This window comes from Faecalimonas sp. (genome assembly GCA_029264305.1).
In the GTDB taxonomy this organism is placed as follows: Bacteria; Bacillota; Clostridia; order Lachnospirales; family Lachnospiraceae; genus Faecalimonas.
On the sequence record JARICA010000015.1, the window covers coordinates 23,028 to 40,264 of the forward strand.

General features: G+C 34.3%; 11 protein-coding genes. 8 read left to right on the top strand and 3 right to left on the bottom strand.

What is annotated here, in order from left to right; all coding sequences use genetic code 11:
• Positions 1–33: 33 nt before the first annotated feature.
• Genes ACY2U7_RS04135 through ACY2U7_RS04145 form a run of 3 tightly spaced genes read left to right on the top strand, consistent with a single transcriptional unit; the run spans position 34 to position 4,538 of the window.
• The gene (locus ACY2U7_RS04135) at positions 34–2,409 is read left to right on the top strand and encodes an endonuclease MutS2 (protein WP_461815949.1); all 2,376 of its coding nucleotides are present in this window, start codon (positions 34–36) and stop codon (positions 2,407–2,409) included.
• A 19-nt stretch (positions 2,410–2,428) separates the two neighbouring features.
• Positions 2,429–3,130 carry a response regulator gene (locus ACY2U7_RS04140; RefSeq protein ID WP_461811723.1) on the top strand — a complete coding sequence of 234 codons (702 nt, stop codon included), beginning with the start codon at positions 2,429–2,431 and terminating at the stop codon, positions 3,128–3,130.
• Between the two features lies 1 nt (position 3,131).
• Positions 3,132–4,538 carry a sensor histidine kinase gene (locus tag ACY2U7_RS04145; RefSeq protein WP_461811722.1) on the top strand — a complete coding sequence of 469 codons (1,407 nt, stop codon included), beginning with the start codon at positions 3,132–3,134 and terminating at the stop codon, positions 4,536–4,538.
• Between the two features lie 33 nt (positions 4,539–4,571).
• Here the strand turns inward: ACY2U7_RS04145 and ACY2U7_RS04150 are convergent, their stop codons facing one another.
• The gene (locus ACY2U7_RS04150; protein ID WP_461815950.1) at positions 4,572–5,729 is read right to left on the bottom strand and encodes a substrate-binding domain-containing protein; all 1,158 of its coding nucleotides are present in this window, start codon (positions 5,727–5,729) and stop codon (positions 4,572–4,574) included.
• 295 nt (positions 5,730–6,024) lie between these two features.
• Here ACY2U7_RS04150 and pflB point away from each other — a divergent pair, with 295 nt between their 5' ends.
• From pflB to ACY2U7_RS04175, 5 genes are all read left to right on the top strand, one after another.
• Positions 6,025–8,136: a formate C-acetyltransferase gene (gene pflB, locus ACY2U7_RS04155; RefSeq protein WP_461811720.1), complete on the top strand. Its 2,112-nt coding sequence runs from the start codon at positions 6,025–6,027 to the stop codon at positions 8,134–8,136.
• A gap of 28 nt (positions 8,137–8,164) precedes the next feature.
• The gene (grcA3, locus tag ACY2U7_RS04160) at positions 8,165–8,407 is read left to right on the top strand and encodes an autonomous glycyl radical cofactor GrcA3 (protein ID WP_009462180.1); all 243 of its coding nucleotides are present in this window, start codon (positions 8,165–8,167) and stop codon (positions 8,405–8,407) included.
• Positions 8,408–8,507: 100 nt separating this feature from the next.
• Positions 8,508–9,266: a pyruvate formate-lyase-activating protein gene (gene pflA, locus ACY2U7_RS04165; protein WP_461811719.1), complete on the top strand. Its 759-nt coding sequence runs from the start codon at positions 8,508–8,510 to the stop codon at positions 9,264–9,266.
• Between the two features lie 13 nt (positions 9,267–9,279).
• Positions 9,280–9,540, top strand: a complete 261-nt coding sequence (fdxA, locus tag ACY2U7_RS04170) for a 4Fe-4S ferredoxin (RefSeq protein WP_461811718.1) — start codon at positions 9,280–9,282, stop codon at positions 9,538–9,540.
• A gap of 191 nt (positions 9,541–9,731) precedes the next feature.
• On the top strand, positions 9,732–10,310 hold the full coding sequence (locus ACY2U7_RS04175; protein WP_461811717.1) for a MerR family transcriptional regulator: 579 nt from the start codon (positions 9,732–9,734) through the stop codon (positions 10,308–10,310).
• A 48-nt stretch (positions 10,311–10,358) separates the two neighbouring features.
• Here ACY2U7_RS04175 and ACY2U7_RS04180 read toward each other — a convergent pair whose 3' ends face one another.
• Both ACY2U7_RS04180 and dnaB read right to left on the bottom strand, forming a co-directional pair.
• Positions 10,359–15,578: a glycosyl hydrolase family 95 catalytic domain-containing protein gene (locus ACY2U7_RS04180; RefSeq protein WP_461815951.1), complete on the bottom strand. Its 5,220-nt coding sequence runs from the start codon at positions 15,576–15,578 to the stop codon at positions 10,359–10,361.
• A gap of 318 nt (positions 15,579–15,896) precedes the next feature.
• Positions 15,897–17,237, bottom strand: coding sequence for a replicative DNA helicase (gene dnaB / locus ACY2U7_RS04185; protein ID WP_461812908.1), 1,341 nt, complete (start codon positions 17,235–17,237; stop codon positions 15,897–15,899).

Consider the following 17,237-nt stretch of genomic DNA (forward strand, 5'->3'; position numbering starts at 1 on the left):
ACTTTGTAATTTGCTAAAATATTGAGGTGGAATATGAATAAAAAAGCACAATTAAAATTAGAATACAATAAAATTATTGATTTATTAGAAGAACAAGCTTCTTCTCCAAGTGGAAAACAACGCTGTAAAAAGTTAAATCCAATGGTACAGATTGAAGATATTCAGTTAGCACAAGAGCAGACGGCGTCTGCCTTTACAAGAATTGTTAAAAAAGGACGTATCTCTTTTAGCGGTTGTTATCCAATAGAAGATTCTCTAATGCGTCTAGAAGTCGGTGGTGTTTTAACTTGTAATGAACTTTTACACATCGCTAAACTTCTACAAGTAACAAATAAAGTAAAATCCTTTGGTCGTCATGATACTGTTGATGATTCAGAAGATTGCCTTGATCCTTATTTCAATCAATTAGAACCATTAAGCATTTTATCAAACGAAATTTCTCGTTGCATTTTAGGAGAGTATGAAATCAGTGATGATGCCAGCAGTACTTTGAAGCATATCCGTAAAAGCATTCAATTACTAAACGAACGTGTCCACTCTACATTGAATTCACTTGTTAATGGCTCATTAAAATCTTATTTGCAAGATTCTCTTATTACAATGCGTGGGGACCGGTATTGTATTCCTATAAAAGCGGAATACAGAAGTCAAGTTCCTGGTATGATTCATGACCAATCTTCTACTGGCTCTACACTTTTTATCGAACCTATGGCTATTGTCAAATTAAATAATGATTTAAAAGAATTATATGGAAAAGAACAAGAAGAAATTCAAGTAATCCTTGCAAGACTAAGCAATGAAACTGGAGAATATGTACAAGAATTGCGAACGAATTTCTCTATTCTTACAGAATTAGATTTTATTTTTGCAAAAGGAATGCTCGCATTATCTATGAATGCTAGTAAACCACTTTTCAACACAAGAGGATATATTCACATCCGCGAAGGTCGCCATCCCCTTTTAGATAAGAAAAAAGTCGTTCCCATTACATTAACTTTGGGAGATACTTTCGATTTACTAATCATCACTGGACCAAATACAGGCGGAAAAACAGTTTCTCTAAAAACAGTTGGATTATTTACTTTAATGGGACAAGCAGGTCTTCATATTCCTGCATTGGATCGCTCTGAGCTTGCTGTATTCCATGAAGTTTATGCAGATATTGGAGATGAACAAAGTATTGAGCAAAGTCTTAGTACATTTTCATCTCATATGACAAATATCGTATCCTTTTTGCAAGATGTAGACGAACATTCTCTTGTTTTATTTGATGAATTAGGCGCAGGAACTGATCCAACAGAAGGAGCAGCTTTAGCAACCGCTATACTTTCTCATTTACACCAACGAGGTATTCGTACAATGGCAACAACGCATTATAGTGAGTTAAAAGTATTCGCTCTTTCTACAGAAGGAGTAGAAAATGCCTGCTGTGAATTTGATGTGGAAACGCTACGACCAACCTATCGACTCCTAATCGGTATTCCGGGAAAAAGTAATGCTTTTGCTATATCAAAAAAACTTGGACTACCAGATTACATTATTGATGAAGCTAAATTGCAATTATCAGAACACGACGAATCCTTTGAAGATTTACTTTCTGATCTTGAGGAAAGTAGAAAAACAATTGAAAAAGAACGAGCTGAAATTGCCTCGTATAAACTAGAAATCCAACAACTAAAATCTCGTGTGGAGAAAAAACAAGTCCGCTTAGATGAACAAAAAGAGCGTATTCTTCGCGAAGCAAACGAAAAAGCAAATGTTATTTTACGCGAAGCAAAAGAGGTTGCCGATGAAACAATGAAAAACTTCCGCAAATTTGGAAAAGAAAATATTTCTGTTTCCGAAATGGAACGAGAACGAGAACGTCTTCGAAAAAAGATTTCCAAAACACAGGAAAAAACCTCTTTACAGCCAAGAAAACCGAAGAAACAACATAAACCAAGTGATTTTAAACTTGGAGAATCTGTAAAAGTCTTAAGTATGAACTTAACTGGAACAGTTAGTTCTCTTCCAGATGCCAAAGGAAATCTATTTGTACAAATGGGTATTCTTCGCTCTCAAGTAAATATTTCTGACTTAGAAATCATTGAAGAACCAATGACAATTACTGCAAAACAAATGCGCAGAACATCAAACGGTAAAATGAAAATGCAAAAATCACTTTCAGTTAGTCCGGAAATCAAATTACTCGGAAAAACTGTTGACGAAGCAATTGCAGAATTGGATAAATATTTAGATGACGCTTATCTTGCTCACTTAAGCCCTGTACGAATTGTACACGGGAAAGGAACAGGTGCGTTACGTCAGGCAGTACACAATTATCTAAAACGTCTGAAATATGTAAAATCCTATCGTCTTGGTGCTTTTGGCGAAGGGGATGCAGGTGTAACTATCGTTGAATTTAAATAAAAGAAAAGGAGAGATATATATGGTGAATAAACAAAAAATTCTAATTGTTGACGATGATGAGAATATTGCAGAACTAATTTCTCTCTATCTAACAAAAGAATGTTTCAACACAATGATGGTTCATGATGGAGAAGATGCTCTAACTGCTTTCGAGACTTATCAGCCAAATTTAATTTTACTCGATCTTATGCTTCCAGGTATCGATGGTTATCAAGTTTGTCGTGAAATTCGCGCAAAATCTAACACACCAATTATTATGTTATCTGCAAAAGGTGAAGTTTTTGATAAAGTACTTGGTTTAGAGCTTGGGGCTGATGATTATATGATCAAACCATTCGATGCCAAAGAATTAGTCGCAAGAGTAAAAGCCGTTCTACGACGTTATCAACCTATTAAGCCGGAGGTTACTACAGCAGATAAAGGAAAATGTGTTTCTTATCCTGGAATCGAAATCAATTTAACAAATTATTCTGTAACTGTTGACAATATTCCTGTAGAAATGCCACCAAAAGAATTGGAGTTATTATTTTTCCTTGCTTCATCTCCAAATCAAGTTTTCACTCGCGAACAATTACTAGATCAAATTTGGGGATATGATTATGTCGGCGATACTCGAACCGTAGATGTACATATAAAACGCTTACGCGCCAAAATAAAAGACCATCCTACTTGGAGTCTCGGAACAGTTTGGGGAATCGGTTATAAATTCGAGGTTAAATAGCATGCGTAGTACACTTTATCTAAAATTTATTTTAATTTATATTGCATTTGGTTTCCTAAGCATTTTTACTGTAGCCACCTTAGGTTCTACTCTTCTTACTGCAAATTTAGAAAAACAAATCGGCGGTGAATTATATAAAGAGGCTAATCTAATGGGAAAAGACTATTTACCTGGATTTTTCACAAACACATTATCTCTAAATGATACACAAATTCAACTAGATGGAATGAACACTTACTTAAATGCCGATGTCTGGGTTACAAACCCAACTGGAGAAATCCTTCTTTCATCACAACTCAACCCATCTAGTCCTATTTCTGCAAAAATTGAAAATTTCAATCCTGCAGAAGCAGGTAGTGATCAGTACCTTATTGGAGATTACCACCATTCTTTTCCAGAAGAAATGATTACGGTTATTGCCCCAATTACACAAGGCTTTTATACAAAAGGATATATTTTAATCCACAAACCTTATTCTGATTTAATCAAAGATAAAAATTCTATGTTAAATATTGGATACATTACTTTATTAGTAATTTATATTTTATCCTTTTCAATTTTGTTGGGACTACACTTTTTTATTTACTGTCCATTACGTAAAATTACAGAGGCAGCCAAACAATATGCATCTGGAAATTTGGAACACGAAATACATATTAACACAAATGATGAAATCGGATATCTATCTGCATCACTCAACTATATGTCAAGTCAATTAAAAGATATGAACAATTATCAGAAAAAATTTATTGCAAATGTTTCTCATGATTTCCGTTCTCCACTCACATCTATCAAGGGATATGTTAATGCAATTGCAGATGGAACAATTCCAATAGAAATGTACGAAAAATATTTAAATATTATTTTATTCGAAACAGAGCGTTTAACAGATTTGACACAAGATTTACTTACTCTAAATGAATTTGATACAAAGGAACTTCTCTTAGATAAATCTTCTTTTGATATCCATGAAATCATTCGCACTACTGCAGTTTCTTTTGAAGGAAGATGTACCACAAAGAAAATTTCCATTGAACTTTTATTTGCTTCCAAAACACTTTTGGTTTACGCAGACAAAAGAAAAATTCAACAAGTTTTATACAATTTACTGGATAATGCAGTCAAATTTAGTACTTGCGAATCGAATATTTATATAGAAACAACTGAACATGGGGGAAAAGTCTTTATCTCTGTAAAAGATACAGGGATTGGCATCCCTAAAAAATGTATCTCGCAAATTTGGGAACGATTTTATAAAACTGATTTATCCCGTGGGAAGGACAAAAAAGGGACAGGACTTGGCCTTGCAATTGTAAAAGAAATTATCAATGCTCATGGAGAAAGCATTAATGTCATTAGTACAGAAGGTGTTGGAACAGAATTTATTTTTTCGCTTTCCAAAAAGTAAAAGTCAGGGAGATATAAATTATCCCCCTGACTTTTAATATAACATTTTCTTAATAGATTTCTTACCCATATTATCTTTTGTTACCCATATAAATCCAGAATCAATGTATGCTTGGTTTCCCATACCAAGAGATGCTCTTGCTGCTGAAATAACTGTAGCATATCCCATTCCATATGGATTCTGCACAATTAGTCCACTTACTCTTTCATCTTTCAATGCTTTTAATTGATTTTCTCCACCATCTACAGAAACAATTTTTAACTCATTATCTTTTTGTAACGCCTTTAGCAACTCTTCATTCACCGTAACATTCGTAGAAAAAGCACCTTTAATATTTGGATTTTTCTTCATCATATAGCGAATGGCTTCTGTCTGTGTTATTTCTTCTGGAAGGACATCTTTTCCTCCCTCCATTTTATTCTTGTTTCTTTCAGCAGCAATCACTTTTGACACTTCTTCCAAATCATCTAAATGATATACAAGAGGCACTTTTATATTCGGATGATTCTCTTTTAATTCATTTAAAAATCCTTGTTCACGTTGTTTTGCACTTGTAGATTCCTTATCATGTACAAACAATGCCACATCTCCCGCATCATCTACTATAGATGCTAATTTTGTAGCTCCCATTTTCCCTATTTCGCTGTTATTAGCTGAAGTCATTGCTTGGATATTCTTATAATCACTTCCCGAATCAAAAGCAACAATTGGAATCCCATTTTCTGCCGCTAAGTCAAACTGTACTTCACAAGCTGTGGAATCAATAATCGCAATTCCAACTGCAACCGGATTTCTAGCCAACTCTTCATCTAAAATATTAATCTGCTCCTCGATATTCTCACCTTTGGCAGAACCACTATAATTCACTTTAATTTTATCTTCACCCTTATATCCTAAGGCATTATTCAAATCTTCTTCTGCCTTTTCGGCTCCTTTTTTTACTTCATTCCAAAATTCACTATCGCTACTCTTTCCTATTATAGATATGTAAGAACCTGGTTCAAGTTTGATTCCTGATACATCACTATACGCAATTGGATTTAAAACATCAAGATTTCCTTGTCTTTCATTTATTTGCTTTTCACCATCTTTTAATACGATATTTTCTTTCTGTGTATCCGATGAAGCACATGAAGAAAACAATACCGCAGTGCAAACTAAACTTAAAAGCACTTGTAACTTTCTTTTCATCTTTTTTATACACTCCTAATTATTTCACATTATTTTTGATACTGTTACTATACACTAATTTTGTGAAAAAAGAATAAATTTTTTCTTAATTTTATAAATTACTTATCCAAAACCTTCTCAACTTGTATACTGTATTCAATTTAGTACAATCTAACCACCTTTATACTATTGACGGTTGCCCCTTTTTTCCTTATAATTTAGGCGTAGTGAATATTTTAACAAACTAAAGACTAGTGTATATGTACACTTCTCTAGTAGCATTATAAAGCAAACACAATTTAGGAGGATTTTTAAAATGGAAAAAAACTGGAATTCTAGTTGGGACGGTTTTAAACCTGGCCGTTGGAATCGTACATCTGTAAATGTCCGCAACTTTATTCAGGAGAACTACACTCCATATGAAGGAGATGATTCTTTCTTAGCTGGACCAACAGAAGCAACTACAAAACTTTGGGCTCAAGTAATGGACCTTTCTAAACAGGAACGTGAAGCAGGTGGAGTATTAGATATGGATACAAAAATCGTATCTACAATTACTTCTCATGGACCTGGATACTTAAACAAAGATTTAGAGCAAATCGTTGGTTTCCAGACAGACAAACCTTTCAAACGTTCTCTTCAGCCATTTGGTGGTATTCGTATGGCACAGAATGCTTGTCATGAAAACGGATACGAAGTAGATCCTGAAATCGTAAAAATCTTTACAGAATACAGAAAAACACACAATCAGGGTGTATTTGACGCTTACACACCAGAAATGAGACTTGCAAGAAAATCTGCTATTATCACAGGTCTTCCAGATGCTTACGGACGTGGACGTATCATCGGTGACTACCGTCGTGTTGCATTATACGGAACAGATTGGTTAATCGAAGACAAAAAACAACAATTAGCAACTTCTTTAGTAAGAATGACAGGAGATAATATCCGTCTTCGCGAAGAATTATCTGAACAAATTAGAGCACTTGGCGAATTAGCTAAATTAGGTGAAATTTACGGATATGATATCACAAAACCTGCTTCAAACGCAAAAGAAGCTATCCAGTGGTTATACTTTGGATACCTTGCAGCAGTTAAAGAACAAAACGGTGCTGCTATGAGTCTTGGACGTACATCTACATTCCTTGATATCTATATTCAACGTGACTTAGACAGAGGATTAATTACAGAAGAACAAGCTCAGGAATACATTGACCACTTTATTATGAAATTACGTCTTGTTAAATTTGCACGTACACCTGAATATAATGCATTATTCTCAGGTGACCCAACATGGGTAACAGAATCTCTTGGTGGTGTTGGTGTTGACGGACGTCCACTTGTTACAAAGACATCATTCCGTTACTTACACACACTAGATAACTTAGGAACTGCTCCAGAACCAAACTTAACAGTTCTTTGGTCAACACGTTTACCACACGCATTCAAAGAATACTGTGCTAAAATGTCAATCAAATCATCTTCTATTCAATATGAAAATGATGACTTAATGCGTCCTACTCACGGTGATGACTACGCAATTGCTTGTTGTGTATCTTCAATGAGAGTTGGTAAAGAAATGCAGTTCTTCGGAGCACGTGCTAACCTTGCAAAATGTTTATTATACGCTATCAACGGTGGTATTGATGAAAAACTTAAAATTCAGGTTGGACCTAAATACCGTGCAGTAGAAGGCGATGTACTTGATTATGATGATGTAATGTCAAAATTTGATGATATGATGGAATGGTTAGCAGGACTTTATGTAAATACATTAAATATCATTCACTATATGCATGATAAATATTCTTACGAAAGACTTCAAATGGCTCTTCATGATAGAGACGTTAAACGTTACTTTGCTACAGGTATCGCTGGACTTTCAGTAGTTGCTGACTCTTTAAGTGCTATTAAATATGCAAAAGTAACACCTGTAAGAGATGAAGATGGATTAGTAGTAGATTACAATGTAGAAGGAGATTTCCCTAAATACGGAAACAATGATGACCGTGTTGATGAAATCGCAGTTGAAATTGTTCGTACATTTATGGACAAAGTAAGAAAACACCACACATATCGTCACGGTGTTCCAACAACTTCTATTTTAACAATTACTTCTAATGTAGTATATGGTAAGAAAACAGGTAACACACCTGACGGAAGAAAAATGGGAGAACCATTAGCACCAGGAGCAAACCCAATGCACGGTCGTGATTCTCACGGAGCATTAGCTTCACTTGCATCAGTTGCTAAAATTCCTTTCAGACACGCTCAGGATGGTATTTCAAATACATTCTCTATTATTCCTGGAGCATTAGGAAAAGAAGATCAGATTTTTGCAGGAGATCTTGACATTGACAGAATCGAAGAATGCGGAAATCAAGCTTGTAACATTCCAAACATCATGGAAAGTATTGATAACGAATAAGAATAAAACAATATAGGAGGAAATCACTATGGCAGTAAATCAACAGCAAATCGATAACTTAGTAAATATGTTAGACGGTTATGTAGAACAAGGTGGACATCACTTAAATGTAAATGTTTTTACTAGAGAAACATTGTTAGACGCTCAGAAACACCCAGAAAACTACCCACAGTTAACAGTTCGTGTTTCTGGATACGCAGTAAACTTTATCAAATTAACAAAAGAACAACAGGACGACGTTATTTCACGTACATTCCACGAAGGTATGTAGACAATAAAGTTCAGATATGAATCAAACCGGGCAACTTCATGCTTTCATGAGGATTTGTCCGGTTTTTCATTAGTGCCTGTATATAAAAGGGGGTTTTATTATGACAAAAGGTTATATACACTCTATAGAAAGTTGTGGAACAGTTGATGGTCCTGGAATTCGCTATGTTGTCTTTCTTCAAGGATGTCCTATGAGATGTCAGTATTGCCATAATCCAGATACTTGGAAAGTTAATGTAGGTAAACAACTTACTGTCGAAGAAGTATTAGAAGGTTTTTATACCAATAGACCTTTTTACCGAAATGGCGGAGTAACTGTTACTGGTGGTGAACCAATGATGCAGATGGATTTCCTAATTGAGTTATTTACCCAGTTAAAAAAAGATGGTGTGCATACTTGTATTGACTCTTCAGGAATTATGTTTCAACCACATAACAAAATTTTCATGAATAAATTAAATATTCTTCTTGGACTAACTGATTTAATCATGCTTGACATCAAACACATTGATGATGAAAAACATAGAACTCTGACTGGACAATCGAATAAAAATATTCTTGCTTTTGCAAAATATCTAGATGAAAAAAATATTCCTGTGTGGATTCGTCATGTTGTTGTTCCAGGAATTACACTTTATCAAGAATATTTAGAACGTTTAGGCAAGTTTATAAGTACATTAAATAATGTAAAAGCACTTGATGTTCTTCCATATCATTCTATGGGCAAAGTAAAATATGAAAATTTAGGCATGGATTATCCTTTAAAAGATACTCGAGAAGCAACAAAGGAAGAAGCTGCTGCTGCTAAAAATATTATTCTTTCTGCTTACAAAAAAGGGAAAACAGAAAACATGTACTAAATTCAGAGCATAAATGCTCTTGTATCTTTTGTTATTTTGTATTAGAATAAATCTTATAAATGGTAGAACCATTTTTACCAGATCAAAAAGGAGGATACATACTATGGCACACGTAATTAGTGATGAATGTGTAAGCTGCGGTTCTTGTGAAGCAGAATGCCCAGTAGGAGCAATCTCTCAGGGTGCTGAACACTACGAAATCGATGCTGACGCTTGTGTAGACTGTGGTGCTTGTGCAGCACAGTGTCCAACAGGAGCAATCTCTGCTCAATAATAACACATTATATATTGGACATCAGTCTAAAAGAGTATAGTGAAACTAGATTCGTTTCACTATACTCTTTTTATTTTTTATATTCTCGAATATTGTCAAAACTTGCGGTCAAAACTTTTCATCTCATACCATATTCTATGGTATGATTAAGATGTATTAAAACGATATAAAACAACTTAGGAGGCGATTGTATGGGCGAAGTCCATTATATGATTTCTGAAGCGTCTAAACGTGTCAACGTAGAAACACATGTTTTGCGTTATTGGGAAGAAGAGTTGGAATTACCTATTGGACGTACAGAAATGGGACACCGGTACTATACAGAAGAGAACATACAACTATTCCGTTGTATCAAAGAACTAAAGGCACAAGGAATGTTTTTAAAAGATTTAAAAAATATGATACCTGATATTCTTCGTCTAAAAGAACAGAAAATGGCGCAGACAAAGGAGCAGACGGAAATGACTGTTTCCAAGGCTCAAATTGTACAAGACCATAAACATGAGCAATTACAAACTCTTCTTGGACAAGCTTTTCAACATATCCTTGAACAAAATAACAAAGCATTAGAAGCCTCTGTTACAAAAGCTGTCAGCGAAAAAGTCTCAAAAGAAATCAGTTTTCTTCTAGAAGCAAAAGAACGACAAGAAGAAGAACGTTTCAAAAAATTAGATTCACTTATTCGACAACAACAAACCTTGCGAAAAGAAGCTGGAAAATCTTCTGCAACCAGAAAATTTCGTCGTCTTCTTGGTGTCGGCGAAATCTAAAAAACGGGGAGATAACATTTGTTACCTCCCCGTTTTCTTATTAAGTTATTATTTCATTTTTCTTCTTCTAATAATAATCCCTATACCTGTAATAGCACACAATCCAATGATTCCCCATAATACAATAGGTGCTGTATCGCCTGTTTTTACAGAACTATTCTGATTACTATTCTGACTGCCATTTCCATTTACAGTTCCGTTATTATTTCCACTCGTATTTCCGTCATGGTTTCCATTGTCATGATCTCCGCCATTATTATTTCCACCATTGTTATCTCCATTTCCATCAGGATTTGGAGGAGTAATCGTTTCCGATTTTACAATTACTTTGATTGTAGTAGAAACATCATTTGGATTGATCACACCATCTTTTAACTCTAATACTCCATGTAGTGTGTAAGTTCCATTTTCATCGCTATTATAATCGCCTTTTTCCCATTTCACTGAAAGTTCTTTGTCTAATCCTGATTCCAACTGCACCATAACTGTCTTTGGTAAATTTAATTGAGCAAATGCGGTTCCCTTTTCTACTGTTAAACTTTCAGGTTCTGTTACACTTACGATTACCTGATCTGCCTTTTCTTCACTAAACACAAAGGCAAACTGTGCTGGAAGTGACTGATGTCCTTTGTTATCAAATGCAATAATTTTTACAACATATGTTTTGTCTTTTTCAAGTCCGGCTAAAGTAAATTCTTCTTTATCTGTTGTTCCTTTTTTCACACCATCTACATATACGATATAACCTGCCACTTCTGTAGCTGCTGGTGCTTTCCATGTTAATTTTACACTATCTTTTCCAGAAATTGTTTTTACAATATCTGTTACTGAAGGAAGTGTATTGTCTGCATTTGGGTCTGTTGTTGTCACATGATTGACTTCAATTGCTTTTGCTGATTTTCCGCCCTCATTTACTGCGTAAATCTTGAAGTTATATGTTGTTCCTGGTTTCAATCCTTTTACTTTTATAAATGTATCTGTAGATTCTACTTTTACATTGTGTTCTGCATCTACGATTTCGTAAGAAGTTGCACCTCGAACAGCATCCCATTCTAATGCTACTAGTTTTGATTCAACAAGAATCGCTTTTCCTTTTTCATCATTTACAACAGGAGCTTGTGCTTTTCCTAATGTTGTAATTGCTGTTTCTAAATCTTTTTGTGCTTTATTAACTACTTCTTGTGTTGCATCATCTTTATTCATAACTTTCACAGCTTCATCGTACACTTTTTTAAATGTTGTCCATTTATCTTGTGCATAAGCTGATTCAGAAAGTTTTGAAGCTTTTGTAATTGTATCTTGTAATTGAGCTTTATCTACTTTAACACCTTCTGTAGAAGATAAAACTTTTAAATAATCAAGATTAACTTGTTTCTTACCATTTCTTGATTTCACTACACATTTTATCTTATGTGAGCCTTGATTCAAATCCATCTTTTTAAATAATAATTGTTGGTCATCACCATTTGCAGAACCTTCTAAAGATTTTATTCCTTGACTTTGACCATCAATAAATACTTCTAAACTTCCCCAAGAAGTATGTTTTTGAACATACACTTCAATTCCTGTTCCATTAAAGGTATATTCAAAATATGCATTTTCCTCTCCACATTCTGTTTTCGTTCCACCATGATGTCGATCAGCTTCTCCAGCCCATGTAGACCAATTTCCATGCCATGTTATTTTATCATTTCTAGTTCCTTTATCTCCGGTCTTTGTTCCATCTTCTACAATTGTTTCCTGAACTTCATTGTCTTTCTTAATGGCTACTTTTAATGTCATTTCTCCAGATTTTGTCTTATCCGCTTTTGACACTGCTTTAATTTTAACTTCACCATTTTTATCTTTCACTGTCACAAGACCAGCTTCATTTACTGTTGCAATAGAGTCATCTGAAGATGTCCATGTTACACTCTGATCTTTCACTTCTTTTGGTAAAACTTCTGCTTTCATTTGTACAGTACTGTTTGCTTTTCCTACAGTTGTAATACCAGCTACTGTAGATACTTTCACAGAAGAAGGTTTTGCAGTTGTACGATCTAATACATTGAATGCATCTAATTCTACTTTTGTACGTTTTCCTTCGCCTTGGCTACTCTTATTTAATACTTTTAAAACAATTGTATGCTTTTCAGGAGTTTTAGATAAATTATCTTTTGTAAATACCGTTTTCTTACGTTCTGTTGACGCACTATATGTATCTACTTCTCCATGTGATTTACCATCAATAAATACTTCGATTTTTCCTCTATCGTGGTTTGTACAAGTAATCACTTCGATTCCTGTTCCAACAAATGTAAGAGAAGCTGTTTCTCCACCTTGTGGTGTTTCTAAGTATTTAATTGTGCCATTGTGATTTACATTTTCATCCCAATTTGCCCATGCCCCATGATATTGTATACGACTATCTCTATCATCAATCATACCTGCCATATCACTCATATCATTTACTAAAACAAACTCTGTTTTCTTTGATTCTTGTCCTGCTACTACTGCTGTAATTTGATATTTCATTTCCCCAAGTTTTTTATCTGCAGTAATATCTTTATAAGAATTTGTCTTTACATTGCTTGCAATTAACTGTACATCACCGTTTTCTACTTTACGATATACATTAAATGTTCTTCCTTCTGCTTTTGCTTCATCCCAAGTTAGATTTACGTTATTCGCATCTACTCTTTCTGCAGTAAGTCCTGTAGGCATTTCTACACCTGCTGGAATATTTTTAATTGTATATTTGTGACCTTTTGTTGTGTCAAAAGAAATTCTATCTGCTGAAATTGGTTTTACTTCTACTACTTTTCCATTCTCATCTAAAACAGTTGCTAATGAAGCATTTTTCACTTGAACAGTTGCTTTTCCACCATTTTTAGATAAAATTGTTGCTTCTGTTACATTTTTATTTGCCCATTTCATGTTTACTTCAAAATTACCACGTGCAACAAGCCCTTGAACACTTCCGTTTGCCCATACATCTGGTAATGATGGAAGCATATTAATATAGCCCATATTGCTCTGCAATAACATCTCTGCTACACCTGATGTCATACCAAAGTTTCCATCAATCTGGAATGGTGCATGACTGTCCCAAAGGTTTGGATAAATACCATCACGGAATAAGTTTTGAATTAATTTATGTGCCTGATTTCCATTCCCTGTTCTAGCCCACGCATTTATTCTCTGGCCCATTCCCCAGCCTGTACTTGTATCTCCTCTTTCTTTAAGTGATACGATTGCAGCATCCATATATTCTGCATTATCCACAGAAATCAAATCTCCAGGGAAAAGTCCTAATAAATGTGACATATGTCTATGTCCTTTTGAACCCATACTTCCTAAAGTTGTTTCTGTATACCATTCTTTAATCTGTCCACTATCACCAATTTCAATTGGTTTTAATTTTGCTTGTCTTTCACGCCATTCTTTTACTTTCGCTTCATCTTTTCCTAAGATTTCAGCTGCTGTAGAAACATCTTCATATAACTGCCAAATCAAAGATTGTTCATATGTATTTCCTGCTGTAATTGGTCCATGTTCTGGAGAATATGCTGGTGCTGAAACAAGTCTTCCTGTCTTTTTATCCTCAATTAAAATTTGATCATATAAAAGAGCTGCCTCTTTTAACATTGGATAAATATGTTCTTCCATATATTTTACATCACCTGTATATTCATAGTATTCCCAACAGTTCTGTAAAATCCAAGGAAGTGCCGCTGGAGACCATCCCCAACTAAAATTCCATCCCGGACAAGTCCAACCAAATGGTGTATTCTGTGTATGGGCTGTAAATCCACCCTTCTCCACACCAAAATATGTTTTTGCTGTAACTTTACCTGGTTCAACAAGAGAATTAATATAATCTACCAATGGTGTAGCACATTCTGCCATGTTTGTAGAGTATGTTGGCCAATAATTCATCTGTAAATTTACATTCATATGATAATCTGACCCCCATGGAACTCTATTAGCATCACCTACACGATTTTGCCATACTCCTTGTAAGTTAGCTGGTAAATCTCCATTTCGTGATGAAGAAATTGTTAAATATCTTCCATATTGGAACAACAATACTTCTAATGCACGATTTTCTGCTTCTGTATTTTTCTTTGCTTTGTAATCACTTAATAAAACATCTGTTGTTTTACTTGGTACATTTTGTCCTAAGTCTAACTGTACACGTGAAAAGATTTTTGAGTAATCAGCAATATGATCTTCTTTTACTTTTTCATATCCTTTTTTACTTGCTTGATCAATCACTTTTTGTACACTGGCATCTAATTGTTCTGTTGTTTCACCTGTACGGTATTTTGGATAAACATTTTTGTAATCTGTATCAGCAGAAACATACACAATTGCTTCTGAAGCATTGGAAACTTGAAGTTTATCTTTACCCTTTTCTTCTACTTTTCCATCTTTCGCTTCTACTTTTACTTTTCCATTTAATTTCAACTGATTGTCCTGCATTTCACCAGCAACTGTAATAGTGTTATCTTTTACCGTTGTTTGAACATCTTTACCTAATTTGTTCTTCACTACATCTTCTGCATTATCAATTGGAAAAGAAATATCAAAATTCAATTTTTCATTCCCGCTTGCTGTGAATTTCATTGCCATTACATTATCTGGATAACTGACAAAATATTCTCTATGCATCTTAGTATTGTTATAATCAAAATCAACTGATGCTACTGCATTTTCTAGATTTAAATCTCTATTGTAGTTTTTAACTTGCTCTTTCTTAAATCCAAAATCAACATAGATATCTCCCCAAGACTGATATGCACCATAACCCGCTTCTTCTCCGACTAACTTACTTGCAAGTTTATTTGCTTCTTCATCTTGACCTTTTTTATATAAATCTATAATTTCCTTATAAACATCAGACATTTTCTTTCCATTGTCTGCCTTTTCTTTATTTCCACCCTTATAATTTGGTCTTTGAGTACTTGGTCCACCATTCCAAAGTGTTTTCTGATTGAATGTTAATCTTTCTTGACCGATTTCCCCGTAAACATTTGCTCCCATAAAACTATTTCCGATTGGGAGTGTCTGCTGTTGCCATGTGTTATCTTCTGGTGTAGTACCAAAGCTACCACCACTTAGGATATTCTTTCCTTCTGACGCAGGTTCATCATACCAAAGACGTAATTTGCTTTTGTTCACTGGTGCTTCTTTTGCCTCTGTCTGCATCGAAAACGGAATAGAAGTTGCAGTTAACGCAAGTGCACACATCCCTGCTAAAACCTTTTTCAAACTTTTCCTTTTCATATTTTTGCCTTCCTTTTTTATATTTTTTGAAATACTATGTTAAGTATATCTCTGTTCCAAAATTTATTATTTGCATTTTTCACTGATTTTTTTGTATTATCATCTTATTTTTGTGCTTTTTCACCAGTTAAATTCAATTTGATTTATGCATATTATACAAATCAACGTCTTTTAGTGTTATTCTATTATGAAAATATACATTTTATCTTTTCTTCTATACTAAACCACTCTATTTTTTTAGTAATAATGCCACTTTTCTTTTTCATTCTACGCTATATAAAATACAAAAACTCCTGATGAAATCATCAGGAGTTCCCTTTATTCTTTTTTCAAATAATTTGCAAATTTTGTATAATTTGGTAACCATGTTAAATTAACTGTACCAATCGGACCATTTCTCTGTTTAGCAATAATAATTTCTGCCACATTCTTCATTTCAGTATCTTTATTATAATAGTCATCACGATAAATAAACATGACAACATCGGCATCTTGTTCAATCGCTCCAGATTCTCGCAAATCTGACATCATTGGTCTATGATCGGGTCTTTGTTCTACTGCACGGCTCAACTGAGATAAAGCAATAACAGGAACATTTAGTTCTCTTGCTAACCCTTTTAAAGAACGAGAAATCTCCGAAATTTCTTGCTGCCTAGACTCACTTCTACCACCTACACGACCAGTCATTAACTGCAAGTAGTCAATGATAATAATATCTAAACCTTTTTCTAATTTATATTTCCTACATTTGGATCTCAACTCAGAAATAGAAATACCTGGAGTATCATCAATAATTAAATTTGATTTTCCGATAATTCCAGCACCTTCAATTAATTTCTCCCAATCTGAATCTTTTAAATTTCCTGTCCTTAACAATTGTGCATCCACTTGAGATTCAAGAGAAAACAAACGGTTAACTAACTGTTCCTTAGACATTTCCAAACTGAAAATGGCAACAGATTTATTTTCTTTAAATGCAACATGCTGTGCAATATTAAGTACAAACGCTGTTTTCCCCATAGATGGTCTAGCAGCTACTAAAATCAAATCTGATGGTTGTAATCCCGAAGTTTTATAGTCTAAATCCAAAAATCCTGTAGGAATACCTGTAACCGTACCTTTATTTTTAGATGCCTTCTCAATTCTCTCTAGGGCATTTAAAACAACCTGTTTAATTGGAACAAAATCACCAGAATTTCTTTTTTGTACAAGTTCAAACACCTTTTTTTCCGTCATTTCAAGAACTGCTTCCAGGGGTTCTTTTGCTAAATAACAAGTATTTGCAATTTCTTCATTTAATTTAATCAATCTCCGCAACATTGATTTTTCAGATACAATTTCTGCATAATATTTTATATTTGCCGAAGTCGGAACTGCTGTCACCAAATCTCTTACAAACTCTAAACTACTAATTTCTGCAGGAACATCTTTTTCTTTCAATCGCTCTTGCAAAGTAATCAAATCTACCGGTTTTCCCTCATTAAACAATTCTACAATCGCGTCAAAAACAACTCCATATGCTGTTTGATAAAAATCTTCACCGCTAACAATCTCTGCTGCTGTCATAATTGCATCTTTATCCATCAACATCGCACCGACAACGGATTGTTCTGCCTCTACGCTATGTGGCAAAACTCTTTTGATGAGTGCCTCATCCAT

Coding starts and splice junctions, on each gene's coding strand:
- ACY2U7_RS04140 (WP_461811723.1), top strand. CDS start 2,429: ATGGTGAATAAACAAAAAATTCTAATTGTTGACGATGATGAGAATATT.
- pflA (WP_461811719.1), top strand. CDS start 8,508: ATGACAAAAGGTTATATACACTCTATAGAAAGTTGTGGAACAGTTGAT.
- grcA3 (WP_009462180.1), top strand. CDS start 8,165: ATGGCAGTAAATCAACAGCAAATCGATAACTTAGTAAATATGTTAGAC.
- ACY2U7_RS04175 (WP_461811717.1), top strand. CDS start 9,732: ATGGGCGAAGTCCATTATATGATTTCTGAAGCGTCTAAACGTGTCAAC.
- ACY2U7_RS04150 (WP_461815950.1), bottom strand. CDS start 5,729: ATGAAAAGAAAGTTACAAGTGCTTTTAAGTTTAGTTTGCACTGCGGTA.
- dnaB (WP_461812908.1), bottom strand. CDS start 17,237: ATGGATGAGGCACTCATCAAAAGAGTTTTGCCACATAGCGTAGAGGCA.
- ACY2U7_RS04145 (WP_461811722.1), top strand. CDS start 3,132: ATGCGTAGTACACTTTATCTAAAATTTATTTTAATTTATATTGCATTT.
- ACY2U7_RS04180 (WP_461815951.1), bottom strand. CDS start 15,578: ATGAAAAGGAAAAGTTTGAAAAAGGTTTTAGCAGGGATGTGTGCACTT.
- pflB (WP_461811720.1), top strand. CDS start 6,025: ATGGAAAAAAACTGGAATTCTAGTTGGGACGGTTTTAAACCTGGCCGT.
- fdxA (WP_461811718.1), top strand. CDS start 9,280: ATGCTCTTGTATCTTTTGTTATTTTGTATTAGAATAAATCTTATAAAT.
- ACY2U7_RS04135 (WP_461815949.1), top strand. CDS start 34: ATGAATAAAAAAGCACAATTAAAATTAGAATACAATAAAATTATTGAT.